Below are 23,046 nucleotides of genomic sequence, written 5' to 3'. Positions count from 1 at the left end.
CTGTTGATCTGCAACCGGCCTCAAATTCTGGTGCGCGGACACTTAAAGCGGTGGGCGAGGGGCACAACCCCTGATCGGCACTTTATTCCTTCCTGCGTTCCCGGCTATGGGGATTGCCTGAATGCTCACATTGCCGAATCTCCTCACGCTGTCCCGCATCCTGGCCGTGCCGCTTCTGGCATTTCTCTTGTGGTGGCCGAAGTGGGAGTTCGGATATGGCCTTGCCTTCGGGCTCTACTGCCTCATGGGCATTACCGATTATTTCGATGGGTATCTCGCCCGCTCGAGCGGGACGGTATCGAAGCTGGGGATCTTCCTCGACCCGATCGCTGACAAGATCATGGTGGCTGCAGTCATCCTCGTGCTGACGGCGCAGGGCATCTTGCGCGGACCCTATGTGGGCGACATGCACGTCATCGCCGGGCTGATCATTCTCGTGCGCGAAATCGCGGTGTCGGGCCTGCGCGAATTCCTCGGGCCGCTTCAGGTTTCGGTTCCGGTCAGCAAGCTCGCCAAGTGGAAGACGACTTTCCAGATGGTTTCGCTCGGTGCGCTGATTCTCGGCGGAGCGATGCCCTGGTGGAACGTGCCCTTCGCCGGAATCGAGATCAACCTGCCGCATACCGTGGGCCTGACGACGCTCTGGGCGGCTGCGGCGCTGACGATCATCACCGGCTGGGACTACATGCGCGTCGGCCTCAAGCACATGGACTGATGCGGCGGGCCGATCAGGCCGTCGTCGCCATACGCGTTATCGCAAAGTGCAGTCCGGGAGGACTATCCCGCCCGCAATTCGTCCGCCAGCATCCGGAATTCGTCCGAACGCGGGGAATTCTTGCGCCAGACTAGCGCGATCTCGCGGTTGGCATTGGGCGAGACGAGAGGGCGGGCCACGACGTTGGTGCCGTTGAGGATGCCTGCGTCGAGCGCCATCTCCGGCAGCATCGTCAGCCCGAGGCCGTTATCGACCATCTGCACGAGCGTGTGCAGGCTGGTACCGATCATCGTTGCGCTGGCGCGCAGCTCCGGACGGTTGCAGGCAGCCAGCGCATGGTCCTTGAGGCAATGCCCGTCCTCGAGCAGCAATAGCCGGTTCTCGTCGATGACGTCGGGAGCGACTTCTTCTGGCGGATTGCGCGGATCGTCGTGCGGAAAGGCGACGTAGAAGGCGTCGAGTTCGATCGTCTCCTTCTCCACTTCGCCGGTTGCGTAGGGCAGGGCCAGCAGCACGCAGTCGGCCCGGCCGTGGTGAAGCGATTCGATGGCGGCTGCGCTAGGCTCCTCGCGCAGGAACAGCTTGAGGTTGGGCCTTTCGCGGCGCAGGCGGGGCAGCATCCGGGGCAGGAGAAAGGGCGCTATCGTCGGGATCACGCTCATGCGCACTTCGCCCGAGAGCGGCTTTCCGCTCGACTGGACGAGTTCGGAAAGCTCCTCGGTCTCTCGCAGGATGCGGTGGGCCTTGGCGACGACGGCATTGCCCAGCGGAGTGAAGCGCACCGCGCGCTTGGTGCGCTCGACCAGCGTCACGTCCAGCAGCGTCTCAAGATCGCGCAGGCCTGCCGAAAGCGTCGATTGCGACACGAAGCAGGCCTCGGCTGCGCGTCCGAAGTGCCCATGCTCATGCAGGGCCACGAGATACTGCAGCTGCTTGAGCGTGGGCTGGTAAACGGTCATCCGGTGGCCTGGCCGCCTTCGTCCTCCGCCGTCGCCATCTCGCCGGTTTCCGTGGCCGCTTCCTGCGGCACCTCGTCATCGACGTGGGTCATCTTGAGCCTGCCGTTCTCGACCGCGAAGGCCAGCTTGCCCTCTACCAGGTCCAGTGCATCCTTGCCGAAGACCTCGTAGCGCCAGCCCTGCAGGATCGGCAGGTTCTTGCGCACGCCGGCTGCGAGCAGTTCGAGTTCATCGCTGCGCGTAAGCAGGCGGGCGGCCACGTCGATCTCGCGCGCGCGGATCTTGACCAGCAGCTTGAGCAGGTCTGCCACCAGGGCGCCTTCCTTTCCGAGAGGAGCACCGCGGGGTGCGCGCGGCGGCATCTCGTCGTCGGGAAGCGGCTGGGCCTTGGCGATCGTTGCCATCAGGCGCTTGCCGATTTCGTTGTCCTTCCAGCCTTGCGACAGACCGCGCACCTTGGCGAGGTCCGACTGCTGCTTGGGCGGGTGGTTGGCCAGGTCGGCGAGGGTTTCGTCGCGGGCGATGCGGCCGCGCGGGATGTTCTTGCCCTGCGCTTCATGCTCGCGCCATTCGGCGATCGCCTTGAGGCGGCCGAGCATGGTCGGGTTGCGCCCTGCCGCCTTGATCCGCTTCCAGGCCTGGGTGGGATCGTTGCGGTAATTGTCCGGATCGGCGAGCTTTTCCATTTCCTGATTGAGCCAGGCCCCGCGCCCGGTCTTGATCAGGCGCTTGAGGATCTTCGGGAAGATCTTGGAAAGGTGGGTGACGTCGCCGATGGCATATTCGATCTGCCGCTCGGTGAGCGGGCGGCGCGACCAGTCGGTGAAGCGCGCGCCCTTGTCGATCGTCAGGCCGAGCCAGGATTCGACGAGGTTGGAATAGCCGATCTGCTCCGACTGGCTGATCGCCATCATTGCGATCTGGGTGTCGAAGATCGGGTGCGGGGTGCGACCGGTGGCGTTGAAGATGATCTCGACGTCCTGGCCGCCGGCGTGGAAGACCTTCAGGACTTCCTCGTTGTCGGTCAGCAGGTCGAGCAGCGGCGACAGGTCGAGGCCTTCGGCCATCGGATCTATCGCGGCAGCTTCCTCCGTATTGGCGATCTGCACGAGGCAGAGTTCGGGCCAATAGGTGTTCTCGCGCATGAATTCGGTGTCGACGCTGACGAAATCGGATTTTGCCAGTCGTTCACACAGGGCAGCGAGATCTTCGGTCTGGGTTATGAGCGGATGAATGATCATTGAACAGCGGCGTTACGCCTAACAGGACGCAGGATCAACGCTCTCGGATAAGGTTTAGGGGAAGGCTCCCCCACTATTTGCGACGAAATAGTCTCTGAAAGAGGCTCGGTTTTTCCAAGGCTTCGAGTTCGGCGATACTTTCGGGAGTGACGATTCGCCTGCGCAACTGCGTTCCGGTGGTGTGCGCCGGGACTTCCGGGGGTTCCCATCCTTCGGGTTCGAGGCCCGGATCGACGCCGGGATCGGCCAGTTCGCGAAGCTCCAGAAGAGCAGCGGTTTCCTCGAGCGGGCGGTGGTCCTCGAAAAGTTCCGCAGGGCCGGTCGCAGGCTGGCCAGTCGCGGGCGCGAAGCTGCCGTAGCCGAGACCAGCCGCATCGGCGGCGGGGCCGGCAATCGGCGCAGGCTGCAGTGCCGGCTCGCAGACGAAGGCATCGGGCGCGGCCACGGCGGGAGCCGCGACGAAAGGATAGGATTCGTTGCTGCCGACCAGCACCGCCATGGGGCGCGGCAGGCCATCGCGCATGGCCGTGTCGCGGACGGCGATATGGGCAAGGACGGCGATGAAGCTGGCGCCCAGCATATAGGCGCGGCGTTCCTCTTCGCTGGCGTCGCCGCCGGGACGGCAGCGCTGCTCGAGCGCGAAAACTGCGCCGTAGAGATCGTCGATGCCGGCAATGCCGATCGTGTCGTCCACTTCGACAAATCGATCCGTCCAGCGGCTTGCGGCGCCGACGTAGCCGCCCAGAAGCGAAGCGCGGTCGCTGCGCGAGAAAGGCCAGGCGTCATCGCTGTAGTAATGCGTCTCGACGTGCGGCGGCATCAGGCCGGAAGGGTCGGGCGAGAGGCCGATGTGGCCCGGGTCGCTGAGGTCGATGCCGATGGCGGTGATCGGCGCGCCCAGCGCGTCCAGGTGCGCCAGTCGTCCGGCGATGTCTTCCCATCCCGTGATCAGGAGGTCTGCGGAGGTGATCTGCGGGAAACGTTCGGGCAGAGGAAGTCCCGGGCCGCTGACCAGGGCGATTCGGCTTCGCAGCCAGGTTTCCGCCTGTTCGGCCTGGCCTTCGCGCAACAGGACCTCGATGGCATGGCGGAATTCCTCATCGACCATTCCGTCGATCGTGATTTCGGCCAGCATGTTATTCTCTCCTGATGACCCGTAGGATCGCAGATAGAAGTGCAATCGTTTATTTCGGGTTACGAGATTAATTTCGGGTAACGCCCCGGCATCTTGCGGGCCTGCGGGCGAGGGCGGAAATCGGCTCAGGGCAAACGCCATCTGGAAATCGTGGCGGCAGTCCTCTAGGGGGCTGCGCTTGCAACCAGTTTTCTTGAGAAGAAGCGCGACCACGCCATGACCCATCCCTATCGCTCCCACACTTGCGGCGCCCTGACTGCGGCCGATGTCGGCCAGACCGTCCGCCTGTCCGGCTGGGTACATCGCAAGCGTGACCACGGCGGCGTTCTCTTCGTGGACCTGCGCGACCACTACGGCATCACCCAGGTGGTGACCGATGCGGATAGCCCCGCGCTCGAAATTCTCGATTCGCTGCGTCTCGAAAGCGTCGTGACCATCGAGGGCAACGTGAAGGCGCGCACCGAGGCAACGGTGAACCCGAACCTGCCGACCGGCGAGATCGAGGTCTATGCGCGCAGCGCCACGGTGCTGTCGAAGGCCGAGGAACTGCCGATGCCGGTCGCCGGTGAGCAGGAGTATCCGGAGGACATCCGCCTCAAGTATCGCTTCCTCGACTTGCGCCGCGAGACGCTGCACGCCAACATCGTGACGCGCACCAGGATCATCTCGGACATGCGTCGCCGCATGGAAGGCATCGGCTTCACCGAGTACTCGACGCCGATCCTCACTGCGTCCTCGCCCGAAGGCGCGCGCGACTTCCTCGTGCCCAGCCGCATTCACGCCGGCAAGTTCTACGCGCTTCCGCAGGCGCCGCAGCAGTACAAGCAGCTGCTGATGGTTGCCGGATTCGACCGCTACTTCCAGATCGCGCCGTGCTTCCGCGACGAGGACCCGCGCGCCGACCGCCTGCCGGGCGAGTTCTATCAGCTCGACCTCGAGATGAGCTTCGTTACCCAGGAGGAAATCTGGGAAACGATGGAGCCGGTGATCCAGGGCGTCTTTGCCGAGTTCGCCAAGGGCAAGCCGGTCACCCCCTCGGGTGAATTCCGCCGCATTCCCTATGCCCAGGCGATGCTGGACTACGGTTCGGACAAACCGGACCTGCGCAATCCGATCGTCATCAAGGACGTGACCGAGCACTTCAAGGGCTCGGGCTTCGGCATCTTCGCGGGCATCGTCGAGAACGGCGGTACGATCCGCGCGGTCCCGGCGCCGGGCGCGGGCGCTGGCAGCCGCAAGTTCTTCGACGAGATGAACAACTGGGCCCGCGGCGAGGGCTTCTCGGGCCTGGGCTACATCAACATCAAGGACGGCGTCCCCGGCGGCCCGATTGCCAAGAACCATGGCGAGGACAAGACCGCGGCGCTGATCGAGGCACTGGGCCTTGGTCCCAACGACGGCGTGTTCTTCGCTGCCGGCAAGGAAGAGCAGGCGGCCAAGCTCGCCGGTCTCGCCCGCACCCGCGTCGCCGAGCAGCTTGACCTGATCGACAAGGACCGCTTCGAGCTGTGCTGGATCGTCGACTTTCCGTTCTTCGAATGGGACGAGGACAACAAGAAGGTCGACTTCGCGCACAACCCGTTCTCGATGCCGCAGGGCGGCATGGAAGCGCTGACCTCGCAGGACCCGCTCACGATCAAGGCGTTCCAGTACGATCTCGTGTGCAACGGCTACGAGATCGCTTCCGGCTCGATCCGTAACCAGAGCCCTGAGCTGATGGTTGCGGCTTTCGAGAAGGTCGGCCTGTCGAAGCAGGACGTCGAGGATCGTTTCGGCGGCCTCTACCGTGCATTCCAGTATGGCGCGCCGCCGCATGGCGGCATGGCGGCCGGTGTCGACCGCATCGTCATGCTCCTGTGTGGCGCGCAGAACCTGCGCGAAGTCACGCTGTTCCCGATGAACCAGCGCGCCGAAGACCTGCTGATGGGCGCGCCGTCCCCGGCCGAGCTGAAGCAGCTTCGCGAACTGCACCTGCGCGTCGTCGATGCGGTGAAGCCCGCCGCTGCCACGCCGGGCCACGTTGTCGCCCCCGACGCAGGCTGATAGGCTGACGTCCGCCTGAGATGGATAGGCCGACCCCGGACGGCCATGCCTGGGAAATTGCCTGGAATCCCGCCTGGACAGTGGATAACAGGGGGTATGTCACCTTGCCGACATCCTCCTAAGTTCAGCGGGAGGCTTGCCAGCTCGACTCGTTGTCATTAGGGCGACTTTCGAGATTTTATCCTCCGGATTGAGAAGGGGTCTATTCAAATGAGCGATACCGCCGATCGGGTTAAGAAGATCGTCGTTGAGCACCTCGGCGTCGAAGCCGACAAGGTGACCGAAGAAGCAAGCTTCATCGACGATCTGGGCGCAGACAGCCTCGACATCGTCGAGCTGGTCATGGCCTTCGAAGAAGAGTTCGGCGTTGAGATCCCGGACGATGCTGCTGAAAAGATCAGCACCGTTTCCGATGCGATCAAGTACATCGAAGAAAACAAGGGCTGAGCCAGTCCTTCGGTTTCGCCGCTTCCCTGACTGATGTCAGGGGGCGGGATACCGGAACCCGGATTGATATCGACAGGCTCGACCTCTAAGGGGCGGGCCTGTTGCCGTTTCGGCCAACTGAATTTCCCTGGCCAGATGCATTACCGGCCAACTGCATTTTTGGAGAGCATGAATGCGTCGCGTCGTCGTTACCGGACTTGGTCTTGTCACCCCGCTGGGTGCCGATGTTGAGACCACCTGGGCCAATATCCTCGCCGGCAAGAGCGGCGCTGGGCCGATCACCAAGTTCGATGCCTCGGACCAGAAATGCCGTATCGCCTGCGAAGTGAAGCCGGCCGATCATGAATATGGCTTCGACGCCAGCAAGCGCGTCGACCACAAGGTCCAGCGTCAGGTCGATCCCTTCATTGTCTTCGGCATCGATGCCGCGGGCCAGGCGATCGAAGACGCCGGTCTTGCCGACATGGATGAGGAAACCCGCCTCATGGCCGGCTGCTCGATCGGTTCGGGCATCGGCGGCCTGCCGGGCATCGAAAGCGAATCGCTCGTGTTGGCCGAGAAGGGCCCGAGCCGCGTCTCGCCGCACTTCGTCCACGGCCGCCTGATCAACCTGATCTCGGGTCAGGTCTCGATCAAGTACGGCCTGATGGGCCCGAACCACGCGGTCGTCACTGCCTGCTCGACCGGTGCCCATTCGATCGGCGACGCGGCGCGCATGATCAAGGACGGCGATGCCAACATCATGCTGGCGGGCGGCGCGGAAAGCACCATCTGTCCGATCGGCATTGCCGGCTTTGCGCAGGCCCGCGCGCTCTCGACCAATTTCAACGACGATCCGAGCAAGGCCAGCCGCCCTTACGATCAGGCCCGCGACGGCTTCGTCATGGGTGAGGGCGCTGGCGTCGTCGTGCTCGAGGAGTACGAGCACGCCAAGGCCCGCGGTGCCAAGATCTATGCAGAAGTGATCGGCTACGGCCTTTCGGGCGACGCCTACCACGTCACCGCGCCGCATCCCGAAGGCTCGGGCGCATACCGCTCGATGGCGATGGCGCTGCGCAAGGCAGGCGTCGAGCCCAAGGACATCGACTACATCAATGCCCACGGCACCTCGACCCCGCTTGGCGACGAGCTCGAACTTGGCGCGGTGCGCCGCCTCTTCGGCGATGCCATCAACGATGTCTCGATGAGCTCGACCAAGTCGGCGATCGGGCACCTGCTTGGCGGTGCTGGTGCGGTGGAATCGATCTTCTGCATCCTCGCACTGCGCGACCAGATCGTGCCGCCGACCCTCAACCTCGATAACCCGAGCGAGAGCTGCCAGGGCGTCGACCTTGTGCCGCACACCGCGAAGAAGCGCGAAGTGCGCGCCGTGCTCAACAACAGCTTCGGGTTCGGCGGTACCAACGCCAGCCTGGTGATGCGCAAGATCGACTGAGGCGATAGCCGATGGAGCGGACGGGCCGATGATGTCCCGGCGCGGATGGGTTCTGGCCGCGGTGCTTGCCGCGGCCGTCCTCCTGGCTCTCTGGAGCTTCCTGGGCGGCTGGTTCGGTTCCGGCCCTCTGGAGAAGGACCGCAACTTCATCGTGCCTGCGGGCGCCAGCCTGACGGCAGTTGCGGAAAGGCTGGAAGAGCAGGGCGTGATCCGCTCCGCTTCCGGCTTCGCGCTGCGTGCGCGGATCTTCGGCGGCGGCGGCGCCATCAAGGCCGGCGAGTTCGCCATCCCCGCCCATGCCAGCCCCTCGCGGGTGCTCGGCATCATCACCAGCGATGACGTGATCCGCCGCTATGTCACCATCCCCGAGGGCATGCCCTCGATCATGGTGCAGGAGCGGCTGATGGCGACGCCGGAACTGACCGGCGAAGTGCCGGTGCCCGAAGAGGGCTCGGTGCTGCCCGACAGCTATGCCTACCAGTCGGGCGACAGCCGGGAGGACGTTCTGCGCCGCATGCAGGCCGCGATGACCCGCACGCTCAAGGAGGAGTGGGGCAAGCGCGGCAAGGACCTTGTGGTGAAGACGCCCGAGGAAGCTCTGATCCTCGCCTCGATCGTCGAGAAGGAGACCGGCAAGGCTTCCGAGCGGCGCATGGTGGCCGGCCTCTATTCCAATCGGCTGCGCGAAGGCATGCTCTTGCAGGCGGACCCGACGATCATCTACCCGATCACCAGGGGCAAGCCGCTGGGCCGCCGCATCCTCCAGTCGGAAATCCAGGCGGTCAACGACTACAATACCTACACGATGGTCGGCCTGCCCAGGCATCCGATCACCAATCCCGGCCGCGCTTCGATCGAGGCTGTGTTGCATCCGGCCAGGACCGATGCGCTCTACATGGTTGCGGACGGTACCGGGGGCCATGCTTTCGCCGCGACTTTGGCCGAGCATAACGACAACGTGAAGAAGTGGTTCGCGATCCGTCGCCAGCGCGGTGAACTCTGACGCCTGATGCGCTAGGTTGCCGGCCGCGCCGCTGACGGCGCGCACCCCAAGGAGGCCACCATCGGCGCGAACCTGCCCGGACAAGCCCTTAGTCCCGAGCGCAAGCCCGGCGCGCCCCTGCTGGTCACGGCCGAACTCCCGGGCGACGTCCTCTCGTGGGCCGATGGCCTGCGCCGCGCCCACTACCCGCCCGAACGCAATCGCCTGCGGGCTCATGTCACGCTATTCCACGCTCTGCCGGCCACTGTGGAGGAGGAACTTGTGCAGGTCCTCAAGGACCTCTCCGCAAGCCCGCCGCCGAGCGCTCGCATGACCGGCCTGATGAAGCTGGGACATGGCACGGCGCTTGCGCTCGAGTCTCCCGAGGTGGTCGAATTGCACGGCGTGATCGCTGAACGCATGCATGGCCTGCTGACGCATCAGGACGCTCGCCCGCTGCGTCTTCACATCACGATCCAGAACAAGGTTACGGGCGAAGCGGCGAGGGCCCTGCAAGCCGAACTGGCCCCCCAATTGCAGCCCTTCGCTTTCCGTTTCCGCGGCTTTGGACTCTATGCCTGGGAAGACGGCTTGTGGCGCGAAATCAGGACGATTCCTTTTCGCGGATAATTCGTCATTTCAGGTGTTGACCGATCCCGACCTCCCCCCTAAAGGACGCGGCCTGCACCGGGCAAACCGGGGCGGCCGGAACAGGCCATATGGTATGGCGGAGTAGCTCAGCCGGTTAGAGCAGCGGAATCATAATCCGCGTGTCGGGGGTTCGAGTCCCTCCTCCGCTACCATTCCTTGATCCGGAAGCTTCCACTAGCTTCCGCATTTTTCCAAAAATCGAAAGAAAAGCAGAGGGTTGCGGGTGATTCGCGTCCGCATGCGCCCATGGTCTTCCACATGCAGCCAGATTTGGTGTGGGGGTATTTTGGGGGTATTTTCGCGGAGTATCGGAAAGGAGCGATACCCCCAATGCCTCTCACGGAGATTCAGGCCCGAAATTCCAAGCCACGCGAGCGCGCCTACAAGATGGCCGACGGGGAGGGCTTATTCCTGTTCGTACAGCCGAACGGGTCAAAGTTATGGCGGATGAAGTACCGCTTCGCGGGCAAGGAGAAGTTGCTCTCGTTCGGCGCTTACCCAGATCTCGGGATAGCTGCCGCGCGCGACAAGCGCACAGCCGCAAAGGCGTTGCTAGCCGAGGGCAAGGATCCAATGAAATCCAAGGGAGAAGTGATCTCGCAGGAAGGAGCCACCTTCTTCGAGGTCGCAAAGCGCTGGCATGAAAATCGAAAAAGCGCGTTGAATGCCGCGCACGCCGAACGCGTCTGGTCGCGCATGGAAAGGGACGTCTTTCCAGTCATCGGCGAGAAACTCGTGAATGAAATCACGGCACCCGACGTCCTGGCAATGATCCGCAAGATCGAAGCAAGAGGCGCGCTCGATATCAGCCGGCGTGCGAAACAAGGGGTGGGGCAAGTCTTCCAGTTCGCAATCGCGTGTGGTCTGGCCTCGAACGATCCGACGACGCATTTGCGCGGGGCTCTAAAGCCGCGACCAAGAGTGAAGCATATGAGCCGGCTGCCGCTCAGCGAGTTGCCCGGATTCATCGAGAAGCTGCATGCCTACCAGGAAGAGGGCGAACGACGGTCCGCGATCACCCGTGACGCAGTTCTCTTTGCGCTCCTGACTTGGGTTCGAACCAAGGAACTGCGTTTCGCCGCCAAATCCGAGTTTGAAGACCTGTGCGGAAAATCACCTGTCTGGAGGATACCAGCCGAGCGAATGAAGATGGGACGAGAGCATTTGGTACCCCTCTCGCAGCAGGCAACGCACATCGCGAAATCCATGATAGCAGCAGCGCCTGGCGAGTTTCTCTTCCCGGGCAACGGCCCGAACAAGCCGCTTTCAGAGAACACAATGATCTACGCGCTCTATCGCCTCGGATACCACAGCCGCCAAACCGTACACGGCTTCCGGGGCTTGGCGAGCACTTGGGCCAATGAGCAGTTGGTCGAGTTCGGTAAGCCGCCCATGTGGATCAGGAAATACCATGAGGATTGGGTCGAACTACAGCTCGCGCATTCGGAGAAAAACGACGTGCGTGGAGCTTACAATGCCGCTGAATACCTGGCTCCTCGGCGCCGGATGATGCAGGACTGGGCTGACTATCTGAGCGGCGGGAAGGTGATCGACATCAAGAAGGCAGGGAAGCGCGCAGCCTGATAACTATGGCTTCGATCAGACCGGTCCAATCCAGTCTGCGCGCAAACGATCTCGACCTGCAACAACCCCCTCGACAATCACCGCTGATCCGACGAATTCGCATTCGGGTTCTTCGCTCTCGATGATCCAGACGACTTCGTCTGTCGTGGTCAGGAACATCCCGCGTCTACCGCGGCTTAAAATTCCCGAGACGCGTATTCGACCCGCGCTCACAACACCCCCCGTTCAAAAACGCCAATGGCGCAGCACTTCGCGCACATAGGCCGGCGTCTCGCCATTGCGAGGAATACCGCCTGCGCGCTCGACGGCACCTGGACCTGCGTTGTAGGCAGCGAGGGCCAGATGAACTACCCCGAACTTGTCAAGCATCTGGCGTAGGTATCGGGCCGCACCCAAGATGTTCGCCTTGGGATCGAAGCGATTTGAAACGCCAAGGTCCCGCGCTGTCCCTGGCATCAATTGCCCCAAACCTGCGGCCCCGGCCTTGCTGATGGCCATCGGGTTATATCGTGATTCCGTCCATACAAGAGCGTCGAGAAGGCCGCTTGGTAGCGAGTATTGAGCCTCAGCAGCGTAAACATGAGGAAGGTAGCTTGCCCGACGGAATCCCGATGGCGCGCTGCCTTGGGGCTTTGGATATCGATAGGGCAGATAGGTTCGACCCGCATCGGTAGCCGGCGGCTCGGGCGAGGCCGTTGGAGGCTTTCTCCAAATGCCATGTTCGACGAGAAGGAAGCCATCAGTCCCTTCTGCAACGCGGAAGCCGTCGGTCGTCAACTCCGAGGCAACGGTCATCAGAGGGGGCTCCATCTCCTGCGCGTGAGCGGGGAGGACGGACCCAAATCCTGTCGTTGCCCCTGCAACTACTGCCCATTTCAGTCTCATTCCCGAATCCTTTGGTGGTCGAATCGTGAAAGAACATATAGAGAACAGCTGATGTAGGAAAATGAAACGTCAGCGACGCAGAGCGGAGGCTGCGCGGTTGGAGGCACGTTACGATGGAGATGCCCCAATGCACCAACACCGATCATCCCAGTTCCAAGGTCTGCAACTGGAAACCCGCGCCCGCAAGATAGTCGAGCAGCTGGGCGGTGCCTGGTCGCGTTCGCGCGGAATGTGCTGCTGCCCGGCCCACAACGACCGCACTCCTTCGCTAAGCATCACACTCGGAAAGCGCGCAATTCTTGTTCATTGCTTTGCCGGCTGCACGAACGAGGCGGTGATAGAAGCCATGGCCGGGCTCGGAATACGAATTGCGGATCTGTTCGATGGCACGAGTGGTCCGATCGTGGCCGAACCGCGCGAGGAAGTCGCCAATCGCAATGCGCTGAGGCTCTGGCGTGAGGCGTCGACCATCGCTGGCAGCCCCGCCGAAAAGTACCTCGTGTCCAGAGGCATCACGATTTCTTCGCCGGAGCTGCGTTTCCACCCGCATATGCCGCTGGGGCCAAAGGGTGCTGTCCGGTTTCTACCCGCGATGGTGGCGGCCGTGCGCAATGATGCCGGAATTCTGGCGCTGCACCGCTCCTTCCTTGACCTCGACAAAACCAGCTTGGCTTCTTTCGATCAGCCCAGGCGTGCGTTAGGCAGCCCCGGTTCTGGCGCGGTGCGTTTCGCGTACCCGAATGGGGGACGCCTTGGCCTCGCAGAAGGAAACGAAACGGCCCTCTCAGCGATGCAAATGTTCAATGTTCCCTGCTGGGCGACGCTAGGAAACGAACGCTTCGGCCTGGCCACAATCCCGGAATCGGTGCGCCAGCTGTATCTCTTTGTCGACAATGATGCGGGCGGGCACCTTGCTGAAGAGCGTGCGCGAGAGGCCTACGCTTGCGAAGGGCGGCTGATTGTCACCAGGCGTCCGGAGCTAACCGGCGACGACTGGAATGATGTGCTCAAGCGCTCAGTCCGAGCTGCGGTCTGAATGTCGGTGAGAGGAAAGCGGGCTTGGGGCCTTGTGAGGCCCCCGGGCGGATCCATCCGAACGGACACCCGGACAAACCCAGGGCCTCTTCAGGAGGTCTCTCATGTTACACGCAAATACCGCTTTCGCATTCTCCGATCCCGCCGAGCCGCAAGTGTTGGCAGCGGCGAGGGCGCTGGCCGCGCGGCTCGCTGCAGATCAAGCAATTTCACGGCTCACTGTGAATGCAACAATGGCCGATCACTTCGGCGGTAGCGACGCCGAAGGACGCTGGTCCGTACGTGATGCCCATGCCGCACTTGAATTGGCGCAGGTGCTGTTCCTGACGCAGGCAACCGAATTCTCACCTGCAATGTCATCCAGCTTTGCCGATGAGGCTTTCACGCGCCTTGAAGGTCTGGTCCCGACCCAGTCCAACCGGAGCGATGAGCAGATCGAGTGGCAACAATTCGCGACGCCGCCCCGTCTGGCCTGGATGGCTGCAAAGGCATGCGCGATTTCTGCCAATGAACTGGTTCTCGAGCCGTCGGCCGGGACCGGGATGCTGGGCGTATGGGCAGCAAAGACAACTTCGCGTCTAGCTCTCAACGAGATTTCGCCGCTGCGCCGCGAATGCCTGGGCACCGTGTTTCCGGAGGCGACAGTCACGGGATTTGACGGGGAACTGATCGACGAACTTCTCACGCCCGACGTGGGTCCGAGCGTGGTGCTGATGAACCCGCCCTATTCACACGGTATCGAGAGGGGCCACGATAGTCGCACTGGCGATCGGCACTTGCGTTCTGCCTGGAAGCGCCTTCTGCCCGGTGGCCGCCTGGTCGCAGTGATGCCCGAATGGTTCGAGCTTCCGAAGTTTCTTGTCGGGATCGCCGGTCCCGTCTCGTTGCGTCTCAACGCGACGATCGAGCGCGGTTTCGTCAAGCAGGGCACCTCTATCTCAACCCGGCTCGTGGTTCTCGACAAGGCTGAGGATGATAACAGCCCGATCATCGCCCAGCCGGCAAACTTTGTCGAGCTTCATTTGCTGATCGATATGCTGCCTGACCGGGTAAGCCTGCCCGCCGAACCCAGCATCGGCACCAAGCCAGCCTTGCCGCTTCGATTGGTGGCGAACAGGACGAAACCGGTTCCACTTAAGATCCATCCAGCCGCGGCAGCGGCGTCGATCCTGCCGCTTGAATTTACTCCGCTCGAAGCACCTGCGCCGATCGAAAGCCAGGTTGGGCATTATTTGCCTTACCGACCGAGCCGGATCTCGATTGCAGATGCTGTCCCGCATCCGACGCAGCTGGTCGAATCTGTCGCGATGGGTTCGATAACCGCACCCGTGCCCGAAGTGGTGCCTCAGCTTCCTTCGAGCATCATTGCTGGAGGCGCCTTATCCGCTGCGCAGGCCGAGACCCTGATCTATGCCGCAAGCGCTCATGCCCGCGATCTGCCGGGCCGGTTTGAGCCCGACGACAAGGGCTGCGCCTTGAAGGCGAGCGCCGAGGGGCACGCCTACCGCATGGGCTACTTTCTTGGTGACGGAACTGGTGCAGGCAAAGGCCGGCAAGTCGCTTCCGTCATCCTCGACCGGTGGGTGAGGGGTGAACGGCGCCACATCTGGATTTCCAAGAACGAAGCTTTGCTCGAAGATGCCCGCCGCGATTGGAGCGCCCTCGGCGGCCTTCCCATCGACGTTCAGCCCCTTGGTCAATGGAAGCTCGGTGTCCCGATCGGGATGCGCGAGGGCATACTCTTCGTGACTTATCCGACACTACGCTCGGGCCGCAGCGATGCGACCCGGCTCGAGCAGATTCTCGAATGGGCAGGGGAGGACTTCGACGGGCTCATCGTCTTTGACGAAGCCCATGCGATGGCCAACGCCGCTGGCGGGGAAGGCTCACGTGGTAAGGTCAAAGGGTCGGAACAGGGCATTGCCGGTGTTCGCATCCAGAATCTGTTGCCGCGCGCCCGCGTGCTCTACGCATCGGCGACCGGGGCATCCGACGTCAATAATCTCGCCTATGCCACCCGTCTTGGCCTGTGGGGTCCCGAGACGGCTTTTGCCAATCGCGAAGCCTTCGTCGCAGATATCCGCGATGGCGGTATCGCTGCAATGGAACTGGTCGCCCGTGATCTGAAGGCACTCGGACTGTACGCGGCGAGGGCACTTTCATTCGCCGGAGTTGAGTACGAGATTCTCGAGCATTGCCTGACCTCCGACCAGGTAGCGGTTTATGACGCCTATGCAGACGCCTGGGCGGTATTATGGCGAGCTGCGCATAAGATTGCTTATCGCGAGGAAGCGGTAATGCGGAGGAGCGCGGCGTAACCGGCGAATTCCCATGATAGTGTGCGCAGTTGCTGCGCATTATATTGGTTGCGAACCTCGGCGGTCCCTGGACCAGCTGAGGAGGCAATCATGTTGAAGTTGCATGACGAGTTGATCACCGAACTCTCGAATTCGCTCACCACACAGAATTACAATCCCGTGGTCGTGGCGAACCACCGTCTCTACGCCCGCGCGTTTCTCGATTATCTGGCCGAGTGCGATATACAGGTCGAGACTGTGACGCCGCAGCAGGTCGATCAGTATTTTGGCTATGCGTTCAGGATTTTGAGATCCAGTACGGTCGGCCTCCCAGTGCGCGTTGGCACATGTTGCCCCGCACCGCGATCGCCAAGCTCCTCCGGCTTGCTCAAGGCAATTGGCCCCCGGACGCAGAAATGATCGGTCCCGATGACGAGCATCGACATGAAATTTGCCGCGAATACGAGGCATGGCTGCGCGAGGAGCGCGGTTTGGCAAGCGCGTCCATTGCGGCGCTGATGTGGGAGGCGCGAAACTTCCTGCGATGGCAGTTCGACCGGGCCGGTGCCGCCAGCCTCGAAACGTTGAGCATCGTGGACATCGATCTCTACATGGACATGCGCGCGCCTGGTTTACGGCGCAAATCATTGGCCGATGTCGCTGAGCGTCTCCGTTCGGTGGTTCGCCATCTGCATCGGACGGGTCGCATCCCGACCGATCTGACGCCACACATCATCGGCCCCATGCTCTATGCCTACGAAGATGTGCCGTCGACGCTGGAAAGGAGCCAAATCGCCGCGGTTCTGGCGACAACGCAGGAGGACAGATCGCCACGCGGACTACGCGATTATGCGATACTTCAGCTGCTTGCCACGTATGGGCTGCGCGAAGGTGAGATATGCCGCCTTCGGCTCGATGACGTGGACTGGCGCGCAGAATCCCTCCGGATCTGCCACACCAAGACCAACGCGTACTCGTACATGCCGCTAATGGTGACTGTTGGTGAAGCGCTGCTGGATTATCTGCGCCTTGGGCGGCCCCAGGTTGAAGTGCGGGAAATCTTCGTCCGATCCTGCGCACCCTATATCGCAATGACGAACCTGTACGGCATGATCCGCGGTCGGTTGGCCGCCGCAGGCGTAGTGCCAGCAGGAAAGCGGGGGCCGCATGTCTTTCGCCACGCACGTGCGGTCGAAATGCTGCGGGCATCGGTCCCGCAAAAGATCATCGGCGACGTGCTCGGGCATCGATCCACCGAATCCACCAATACTTATCTCAAACTGGCAACAGATGATCTCCGAGCCGTGGCACTCGAGGTGCCTGGAATGGAGGTGCTGTCATGAGCGCCTGGCACGATCCCGATCGCACCGTCGTCGACGCCTTCCTGGTAAAATCGCAGTTCCGGCCGGGAAGCGTACCGACATATCGCTGGTTCCTTTGCACCTTCGAAGATGTTGCCCGCCGGCATCCGGCGGTGGACCGGCAGATGCTCGACGCCTGGCTGAAGGAGATGCAAAAACGTTGGCGATTGTCGACGCTGCTCAATCAGGTCTGCATTGTCGACCGCTTCCTCGACCACCTCGTCGAAATCGGGCTGATCGCCGACAACCCTGTTGCTGCACTTCGCCGTCGGTACAACGTCAAGCAAAGCAAGCCGATCTGGCGGGCCTTGGCTTCCCCGAATCCCGACGAATCCTTGGCCGCGTTACGACGGCCTGCGCCCTTCGGCAGCGTGCTGGGTGACTTCATGCAAGACCATGTCATGCTGATGCGCAGCCGGGGATATCAATATGAAGCGCAGGCTCACTGGCTGCTGCGGTTCGATCGGTTCCTTCAGGCCCGTCCCGACCTCGCGGAGCAACCACTTGAGGCAATGATTGCGAGCTGGGCGGCTGCCAAGCCGACCCGCAACCACGCGGCTGAATGCCAGAAGCTGGCGCGCATCCTGACCAAGGCGCGGTTCCGCCTCGATCCGACTATCCCGCCAAAGCGCTTCAATCCCCGGCCAGAGCGGGAAGTAGCGCGGGAGCATCGGCAACCGCATATCTTCAGCCCGGCTGACGTTCGGCGTATGCTCGATACCGCACGGACTTATCCGTCGCCGGACGCTCCGCTGCGGCCGTTGACCCTCTACACCATGATCATGCTGGCCTATTGTGCCGGGCTACGGCGAAGCGAGCTGGCATGGCTCGATCTTGGTGACGTGGACCTGCAATCAAGCACGATCACGATCCGGGAAACGAAGTTCTACAAGACCAGGATCTTGCCTCTATCCGACAGTGTCGCGGTCGAACTGCGCGCGTACATCGATGCGAGGCGGCGCGCTGGCGGCCCACAGAACCCGAAATCAGGGCTGTTCTGGCATGCCCACTTAAATGACCGCTACAGGCCCGAGGCGGTTACGACAATGATTACCAACGTCATGCGCCGTGCTGGGCTCAAGCCCGCTTCGGGCCGGACCGGGCCGCGGGTCCATGACCTTCGTCACTCGATGGTGGTGAACCGCATCCTCCAGTGGTACCGGTCCGGCATTAACCCTCAGGAAAAACTGCACTTCCTCTCGACCTACATGGGGCACCGGGATCTCCACTCCACGCTGGTCTACATCACCGTCACGCAGGATCTGTTGCAGGAAGCCAGTGAACGGTTCCGCGCGCTCGGCGCCCCGTGCCTTGTCACGGAGGCGCGGCCATGAGGAAAGGCAATCCATTGCCCGCGTTGTTGCGGGCGTTCTTCCAGGAGTGGCTGGCCGAGCAGCGCAGCGCGTCAATCCACACGATCCGCTCTTATCGCGACACCTGGCGGCTGCTGCTTCGGTTCGTCGCGGAGCGAAAAGGCTGCGGGGTCGCGCGGCTGACGCTCACCGACGTCTCGGCCGGCGAGGTGCGCGCGTTCCTTCATCATACCGAGCATGGCCGCAAGACCACGATCGGCACGCGGAACTGCCGACTGGCCGCCATCCGCAGCTTCTTCAGCTTCGTGGCGGACAAGAATCCGGAATACATCGCGCAGTGCTCAGAGGTCCTGGCTGTTCCGTTGAAGCGGGAGCCCACCTCCGCGCCGTGCTACCTCGAGCCCGAGGAGGTCGAGGCCATCCTCGCCCAGCCCAACCGATCGACACTCGAAGGGCTGCGCGACCATGTACTGCTCTCGTTCCTCTATAACAGTGGCGCGCGAATCCAAGAGGCGCTTGACCTCTGTCCCGAAGCAATCCGGTTCGATGCACCGAACTTCGTGCGTCTTTACGGCAAGGGGCGCAAGGAACGCATCTGCCCGCTCTGGCCAGAAACCGTGGCATTGCTCAGGAAGCTACTGGAGCGACAGCCGCGTGCGCCCGATGAGCGGATCTTCGTCAATCGATACGGTGAACCGCTAGGGGCGTCAGGGGTGCGGTTCAAGCTCAACGCCTACGTGGAACAAGCCGCGAAATCGACGCTGACCCTCCAGTCAAAACACGTTACGCCTCACAGCTTCCGGCACGCGACCGCCGTCCACCTCGTTGCCGCCGGGGTCGATATCACCGTCATCCGCAGTTGGCTCGGGCACGTCAGTCTCGATACGACCAATCACTATGCTCAGGCCAATCTGGAGACCAAACGAAAGGCGCTGGAACAGGTTGGCGCCCCGGCGGCGAGCAACGTGCCACCTTCGTGGAAGCGAGATGCCAATCTGATGGGATGGCTCGACACCCTATAGAATAATGTGAAGGACGTGGCGAAATGTTCCGCAGCTTTGCAGGACTACGCCGCGTTCCTCCGCATTACCGCTTCCTCGCGATAAGCAATCATTCATGCCAACCTGCGAGAGGCTCTCGAGGCAACCCGGATCGTCGACACTGACAGTGGCGATACCCTGAATTCAGGTGCCAAATCGGCTGCGCTTTCGGTATTTGAAGGCACCAAGCAGCGCTTCTTCGCGCAGCTCCTTCTATCCATGAAGCTGCCGAGCCTGCTGCCTGCAATCGACGCGGCACTTGCGGACGGCAACGCGGTTGTCGTGCAACTCGTCTCGACCGCCGAAGCCATGCTCAACCGCCGCCTCGCTGATCTCTCCGATGCGGAACGCGAAGCACTCGAAATCGATCTCTCCCCTCGCGAATACGTCTAATGTTGAGCTCAGCATTACACGTATTCTTTGCAGTCGCAGTTTATGTCGAGCGTCGCAGCCGGAGGCGCGGGATTGCGTCGGTTCGTCATGATTTTACTCCAGATAATTGTGCGGTTGGGGCAGCGTGGCCGAAGGCTATGCCCGCTTGCGGACGTCGTTGAGCATGGCGATCAGAGTGTCTGACGGCGGCTTGAAGCGTCCAGGGCTGATTTCCGGCCCGCCATGCGCAGCCAAAATCCGCAGCTTCTCCTCTGAATCGGCGCGCAGATATGTTTCGGTGCTCTGGATGCTGGCATGTCCAAGCCATAGTGCGACCTTGCGAATATCGCCTGTCGCTGCGAGCGTGTGCATCGCGCAGGAATGACGCAATACATGCGGCGTGACTCGTTTGCGCAGCAACGACGGCTGCTTCTTTGCTGCCGCGTTGACATGTTTGGCGAGACGGAATGCGAAGCCATCGCGGGTGATGGGCTGCCCGTTCGCGTTGAGAAATACCTCGGCGACCTCAGTCTCAGGACGGATGACAAGCCATGCGCGGAGTGCGGACTGGGTCTCTTTCCATAGCGGCAAGACCCGCTCGCGACGGCCTTTACCCATGATGTGGACCGTCGAGAGCGATCGATCCGGGAAATCGCGCAGTTGCAGCGACACGAGTTCCGATACCCGAAGCCCCGCTGCATAGGTCAAGTGCAGCATAGCGCGATCGCGCGTACCGAGCCGTGTCCGAGGATCGGGCGCGTCGAGTAATGCCTTGATCTCGGCCCGGTCGAGATAATCGATCAGCGTCTTGTCTGCCTTCTTGCTGGGGATCGATCGAACCCGAAGCGCCTGGTCAAGACACGCCGGAACCCGATACTCGATGTACCGGAAGAAGGATCTGATCGCAGCGAGCCTGCCATTGCGGGTCCGCACACAGCTGCCGCGCTCGACCTCGACATGGCCGAGAAAGGCCATGATCATGTCGGTGCCGAAATCCTCGATCTCGAGATCGGTCGGTCGACGCTTCAGCCGATCGGATGCGAACCGGACCAGCAGGACGAAGCAGTTGGCATAGGTCTTCACCGTATGCGGGCTTACGGCGCGTTCCCGCGGCAGATGTTCGCGCAGGAAGGCTGTGAGATGGGGAGCAAGCGCCGTCATGCCGCTTCTCCCAGATACAGATCCTCGCTCGCGGCAGCGATGTCGCGCAGCAGCACTGGCGTGGCTTCGAGATACCAGTAGGTGTTGGCGACCGAGGTGTGACCGAGATAGACACTGAGCGCGGCCATGTGATGCGTCACGGCGTCCCGGTCCGGCGAGCAGGACTCGAGCGAGCGTACGGCGAAGGTATGCCGCAAATCGTGAAGCCGCATACCTGCAGTCCCGGTTGGTCCACGATATCCGAGCTGTCGCGCCAGCCTGACGAACACGACGTGGGCGCGGACCTTATGGGGTGCTCTTCCCCGGATCGTCACGAACAGATCGTTGCCCGTGGCACCGAGCCTTGCCCGGGTTGCGAGATAGGCCTCGAGAGCCTGACGGATTGATGGCTGCAAGGCGATTAGGCGCTGCTTGCCGAACTTGCCGTCGCGGACGATCAGACCGTCTTCGACCAGATCGTCGCACTGTAGTGCTAGAGCTTCGGAAATCCTCAGACCGGTCGCCGCCAGCAGACCGAACAGGTAATGATAGGTGAAGGGACTGATCATGCCCTTGGGCGGAAGATCGAGCGCCGCCTTCATGATCGCCCGGACCTGTTCCGGTTGGATGATGTGCGGCGTTGGTCGCGGACGCTTCCCCCGGCCAAACACACCGGCGGGCGGAACCTGGTTGGCTGGATCCTCGGCATGGGCAAACAAGCAGAAGTTGCGCACGAAAGTGAAGCCGGTCCGCGCGGTGTTCTGCGAAGTCGTCGCTCGGCACCAGTCGTAGATGCGGTCGATACGGGTGTGGCTGTCTCCGAAGCCAGTCGCGTAGGTGCCGAACTTGCGAAGCAGGCGCTCCTGCTCGAAAAATTTGCGACCGAGGCTGCGATGCAAAGCGACGTACCGCGAAATCTGTGCGTTTATCATGACAGGTCTCCGGGCCAGGGTTGTGCGATCTTCAAGAGCATCGGCAGATCGGTCTTGGCGTAAATGGCGGTGGTCTCGGGCGAGCTGTGGCGCAGGATGGTCCCGATGGACTCCAGGCCTGCACCAGAGCGCAGCATGTTGGTTGCAAGCGAATGCCGGAATATGTGCGATCCGGTCGGCAGACCTTCGATCCCGCCGCGCTCGAGTGTGCGTGCAACGATGCCGGCGATCTCGGCTGACGAACTGAATGGCCGGAACGGGGCTTGCGAACGCAAGAACAGGTGCGCTTCGATGGCCGTCGGGCGGGCCGCAGCAAGATATGCCAAGATCGCGTCGCCAACACCCTGTGGCAATGGCAAACGATCCGGTCGACGCGTCTTGCCCTTGACCTTCAGATGGCCGGATCGCCAATCGATATCGTCGAGACGCATATCCCGAATATCTCCTGCTCGCAGGCCAAGTCTGGCAAGCAGGAGAATGATCGCCTTATCCCGAACTTCCACCGGCCGACCTGTCGGGCAGGCTGCAATGATCCTCTCGATCGTTGCCGGGTCGATGTAGCGCGGCAATGCCGAAAGCCGGTATCTCCGTACGGAAGGCATTGCGTGCAGCAGCGCTGGGCGGCATTGGCCTCGGCCAATAAGAAACCGAAGATAGCTCCTCATGATCGTGGCGAGCAGCGAAGCCGATCCCGGGATCTCCTTGCTGCGACGCTCGAACGCATCTCGCAGAGTGGCAGCATCCCATTGTGCCGGCGCGCCGAGCATGGGCATCAGCCGCTCAATCTCTGCCCGGTATCGCCGGATCGTCTCGTCGGTCACGCCTCGATCCTGCCTGAGCCAACCGACATATGCCGCGACCTGCGGATCTTCGACCACCTTCACCGCGACCGGAGCGATGGCGCGCCGATCACGAAGAAACTCAACGAAGTGCCGTGTGCAACGCCGCCGTCGCTTCCTGCCGGAAGTGGTCAGCTTGCCGCGCTTGCGGAAAACCGGGCACCGACAATCGTGATCGGCATACTGTTTGGTGACCGTGTCATCGACATCGGTCCATGGACATCGCGATACCCGCAGCCAGGCCGCGAAGTGCTCCGCCTCTGAACGGTAGGCTTGCGCCACCCCCTTCGCGAGTTGGAGGCCATCGATCATATGCGAATAGTCAGCAAGATGACGCCCGAGATCGTAAATCCCATCGGCTACGTCGATGTAACCCTGGTCTTCGAGAAACCGGACAAAGCGCCTGACACGCGCCGCAAGATCGGCCTTGTAGGCTGTCGCTTGCGCTGAATACCTTGGGCACCGGCATCGATGCTGCTCAAAACGGCGCACGATGCGATCATCAACCGTCCCGAGCGCAATCCCGCGTAGTCCCAGCCAACACAGAAAATGGCGGATCGCTGCGCTGTACAGGACCGCACAGGCTGTTCCCTCTTCAACCGACAGAGAGGAGAGGAATGCACTGAATAGGGCGTTAGTA

The 23,046-nt window shown here is 62.1% G+C and carries 19 protein-coding genes, 1 tRNA gene and 2 pseudogenes; 14 read left to right on the top strand and 8 right to left on the bottom strand.

The annotated features are described in order from the left end of the window. Positions 1–121 precede the first annotated feature (121 nt). A complete protein-coding gene (gene pgsA, locus JI59_RS05275) occupies positions 122–715 on the top strand; it encodes a CDP-diacylglycerol--glycerol-3-phosphate 3-phosphatidyltransferase (RefSeq protein WP_007013833.1) in 594 nt (197 codons plus the stop codon). Positions 716–777: 62 nt separating this feature from the next. Here pgsA and JI59_RS05270 read toward each other — a convergent pair whose 3' ends face one another. The 3 genes from JI59_RS05270 to JI59_RS25590 form a co-directional block, all read right to left on the bottom strand. Next, a complete protein-coding gene (locus JI59_RS05270; RefSeq protein WP_007013834.1) occupies positions 778–1,674 on the bottom strand; it encodes a hydrogen peroxide-inducible genes activator in 897 nt (298 codons plus the stop codon). Further along, a complete protein-coding gene (gene rnd / locus JI59_RS05265) occupies positions 1,671–2,915 on the bottom strand; it encodes a ribonuclease D (RefSeq protein ID WP_007013835.1) in 1,245 nt (414 codons plus the stop codon). Before rnd ends, JI59_RS05270 begins: the two co-directional genes overlap by 4 nt. 73 nt (positions 2,916–2,988) lie before the next feature. Beyond that, the gene (locus JI59_RS25590; protein ID WP_007013837.1) at positions 2,989–4,050 is read right to left on the bottom strand and encodes a hypothetical protein; all 1,062 of its coding nucleotides are present in this window, start codon (positions 4,048–4,050) and stop codon (positions 2,989–2,991) included. A 216-nt stretch (positions 4,051–4,266) separates the two neighbouring features. On the opposite strand from JI59_RS25590, the gene aspS reads away from it, so the two are divergent. The 7 genes from aspS (at position 4,267) to JI59_RS05225 (ending at position 11,192) form a co-directional block, all read left to right on the top strand. Next, positions 4,267–6,093, top strand: coding sequence for an aspartate--tRNA ligase (gene aspS / locus JI59_RS05255; protein ID WP_007013836.1), 1,827 nt, complete (start codon positions 4,267–4,269; stop codon positions 6,091–6,093). 210 nt (positions 6,094–6,303) lie between these two features. Beyond that, positions 6,304–6,540: an acyl carrier protein gene (locus JI59_RS05250; protein ID WP_007013838.1), complete on the top strand. Its 237-nt coding sequence runs from the start codon at positions 6,304–6,306 to the stop codon at positions 6,538–6,540. A 172-nt stretch (positions 6,541–6,712) separates the two neighbouring features. Next, positions 6,713–7,975, top strand: coding sequence for a beta-ketoacyl-ACP synthase II (gene fabF, locus JI59_RS05245; RefSeq protein WP_007013839.1), 1,263 nt, complete (start codon positions 6,713–6,715; stop codon positions 7,973–7,975). Between the two features lie 28 nt (positions 7,976–8,003). After that, positions 8,004–8,978: an endolytic transglycosylase MltG gene (gene mltG, locus JI59_RS05240; protein ID WP_007013840.1), complete on the top strand. Its 975-nt coding sequence runs from the start codon at positions 8,004–8,006 to the stop codon at positions 8,976–8,978. A 60-nt stretch (positions 8,979–9,038) separates the two neighbouring features. Further along, the gene (locus JI59_RS05235) at positions 9,039–9,587 is read left to right on the top strand and encodes a 2'-5' RNA ligase family protein (RefSeq protein ID WP_338042179.1); all 549 of its coding nucleotides are present in this window, start codon (positions 9,039–9,041) and stop codon (positions 9,585–9,587) included. A gap of 96 nt (positions 9,588–9,683) precedes the next feature. After that, positions 9,684–9,760: transfer RNA gene (locus tag JI59_RS05230), tRNA-Met, on the top strand. Positions 9,761–9,938: 178 nt separating this feature from the next. Continuing rightward, entirely contained in the window at positions 9,939–11,192 is a 1,254-nt protein-coding gene (locus tag JI59_RS05225; RefSeq protein ID WP_038577050.1) for a tyrosine-type recombinase/integrase, read from the top strand. Between the two features lie 15 nt (positions 11,193–11,207). Here the strand turns inward: JI59_RS05225 and JI59_RS27315 are convergent, their stop codons facing one another. Together JI59_RS27315 and JI59_RS05220 are read right to left on the bottom strand one after the other, a co-directional pair. Continuing rightward, the gene (locus tag JI59_RS27315; protein ID WP_046902796.1) at positions 11,208–11,405 is read right to left on the bottom strand and encodes a DUF5818 domain-containing protein; all 198 of its coding nucleotides are present in this window, start codon (positions 11,403–11,405) and stop codon (positions 11,208–11,210) included. 12 nt (positions 11,406–11,417) lie between these two features. Further along, entirely contained in the window at positions 11,418–12,077 is a 660-nt protein-coding gene (locus JI59_RS05220; protein WP_038575591.1) for a lytic transglycosylase domain-containing protein, read from the bottom strand. 127 nt (positions 12,078–12,204) lie between these two features. Here JI59_RS05220 and JI59_RS05215 point away from each other — a divergent pair, with 127 nt between their 5' ends. From JI59_RS05215 to JI59_RS28175, 6 genes and pseudogenes are all read left to right on the top strand, one after another. Then, positions 12,205–13,113, top strand: a complete 909-nt coding sequence (locus JI59_RS05215; RefSeq protein WP_007013845.1) for a DUF7146 domain-containing protein — start codon at positions 12,205–12,207, stop codon at positions 13,111–13,113. Between the two features lie 103 nt (positions 13,114–13,216). Then, complete coding sequence (locus JI59_RS05210) at positions 13,217–15,430, top strand: strawberry notch family protein (RefSeq protein WP_038575589.1); 2,214 nt, start codon at positions 13,217–13,219, stop codon at positions 15,428–15,430. Positions 15,431–15,520: 90 nt separating this feature from the next. Next, positions 15,521–16,752 (top strand): annotated as a pseudogene (locus JI59_RS05205) (site-specific integrase). After that, positions 16,749–18,104: a tyrosine-type recombinase/integrase gene (locus JI59_RS05200; RefSeq protein WP_009823940.1), complete on the top strand. Its 1,356-nt coding sequence runs from the start codon at positions 16,749–16,751 to the stop codon at positions 18,102–18,104. The pseudogene JI59_RS05205 and the gene JI59_RS05200 overlap by 4 nt, the downstream one beginning before the upstream one ends. Beyond that, a complete protein-coding gene (locus JI59_RS05195) occupies positions 18,101–19,105 on the top strand; it encodes a site-specific integrase (RefSeq protein WP_009823939.1) in 1,005 nt (334 codons plus the stop codon). The genes JI59_RS05200 and JI59_RS05195 overlap by 4 nt, the downstream gene beginning before the upstream one ends. An 84-nt stretch (positions 19,106–19,189) precedes the next feature. Beyond that, positions 19,190–19,516, top strand: a pseudogene (locus tag JI59_RS28175) (strawberry notch-like NTP hydrolase domain-containing protein); the annotation flags it as partial. Positions 19,517–19,651: 135 nt separating this feature from the next. Here JI59_RS28175 and JI59_RS05190 read toward each other — a convergent pair. The 3 genes from JI59_RS05190 to JI59_RS05180 are packed head-to-tail and all read right to left on the bottom strand — an operon-like array spanning position 19,652 to position 22,718. Next, positions 19,652–20,656: a tyrosine-type recombinase/integrase gene (locus JI59_RS05190; protein ID WP_007015829.1), complete on the bottom strand. Its 1,005-nt coding sequence runs from the start codon at positions 20,654–20,656 to the stop codon at positions 19,652–19,654. Then, entirely contained in the window at positions 20,653–21,567 is a 915-nt protein-coding gene (locus JI59_RS05185) for a tyrosine-type recombinase/integrase (protein ID WP_006832488.1), read from the bottom strand. The genes JI59_RS05190 and JI59_RS05185 overlap by 4 nt, the downstream gene beginning before the upstream one ends. Next, complete coding sequence (locus JI59_RS05180) at positions 21,564–22,718, bottom strand: tyrosine-type recombinase/integrase (RefSeq protein WP_337999266.1); 1,155 nt, start codon at positions 22,716–22,718, stop codon at positions 21,564–21,566. The genes JI59_RS05185 and JI59_RS05180 overlap by 4 nt, the downstream gene beginning before the upstream one ends. Positions 22,719–23,046: the final 328 nt, after the last annotated feature.

This window comes from Novosphingobium pentaromativorans US6-1 (assembly GCF_000767465.1).
Lineage (GTDB): Bacteria > Pseudomonadota > Alphaproteobacteria > Sphingomonadales > Sphingomonadaceae > Novosphingobium > Novosphingobium pentaromativorans.
This window is presented reverse-complemented; position numbering and strand designations above follow the sequence as displayed.

Coding starts and splice junctions, on each gene's coding strand:
- JI59_RS05250 (WP_007013838.1), top strand. CDS start 6,304: ATGAGCGATACCGCCGATCGGGTTAAGAAGATCGTCGTTGAGCACCTC.
- JI59_RS05185 (WP_006832488.1), bottom strand. CDS start 21,567: ATGATAAACGCACAGATTTCGCGGTACGTCGCTTTGCATCGCAGCCTC.
- JI59_RS25590 (WP_007013837.1), bottom strand. CDS start 4,050: ATGCTGGCCGAAATCACGATCGACGGAATGGTCGATGAGGAATTCCGC.
- rnd (WP_007013835.1), bottom strand. CDS start 2,915: ATGATCATTCATCCGCTCATAACCCAGACCGAAGATCTCGCTGCCCTG.
- JI59_RS05190 (WP_007015829.1), bottom strand. CDS start 20,656: ATGACGGCGCTTGCTCCCCATCTCACAGCCTTCCTGCGCGAACATCTG.
- JI59_RS05180 (WP_337999266.1), bottom strand. CDS start 22,718: ATGATCGATGGCCTCCAACTCGCGAAGGGGGTGGCGCAAGCCTACCGT.
- aspS (WP_007013836.1), top strand. CDS start 4,267: ATGACCCATCCCTATCGCTCCCACACTTGCGGCGCCCTGACTGCGGCC.
- JI59_RS05215 (WP_007013845.1), top strand. CDS start 12,205: ATGCACCAACACCGATCATCCCAGTTCCAAGGTCTGCAACTGGAAACC.
- pgsA (WP_007013833.1), top strand. CDS start 122: ATGCTCACATTGCCGAATCTCCTCACGCTGTCCCGCATCCTGGCCGTG.
- JI59_RS05220 (WP_038575591.1), bottom strand. CDS start 12,077: ATGAGACTGAAATGGGCAGTAGTTGCAGGGGCAACGACAGGATTTGGG.
- JI59_RS05200 (WP_009823940.1), top strand. CDS start 16,749: ATGAGCGCCTGGCACGATCCCGATCGCACCGTCGTCGACGCCTTCCTG.
- JI59_RS05225 (WP_038577050.1), top strand. CDS start 9,939: ATGCCTCTCACGGAGATTCAGGCCCGAAATTCCAAGCCACGCGAGCGC.
- mltG (WP_007013840.1), top strand. CDS start 8,004: ATGATGTCCCGGCGCGGATGGGTTCTGGCCGCGGTGCTTGCCGCGGCC.
- JI59_RS05195 (WP_009823939.1), top strand. CDS start 18,101: ATGAGGAAAGGCAATCCATTGCCCGCGTTGTTGCGGGCGTTCTTCCAG.
- JI59_RS05270 (WP_007013834.1), bottom strand. CDS start 1,674: ATGACCGTTTACCAGCCCACGCTCAAGCAGCTGCAGTATCTCGTGGCC.
- fabF (WP_007013839.1), top strand. CDS start 6,713: ATGCGTCGCGTCGTCGTTACCGGACTTGGTCTTGTCACCCCGCTGGGT.
- JI59_RS05210 (WP_038575589.1), top strand. CDS start 13,217: ATGTTACACGCAAATACCGCTTTCGCATTCTCCGATCCCGCCGAGCCG.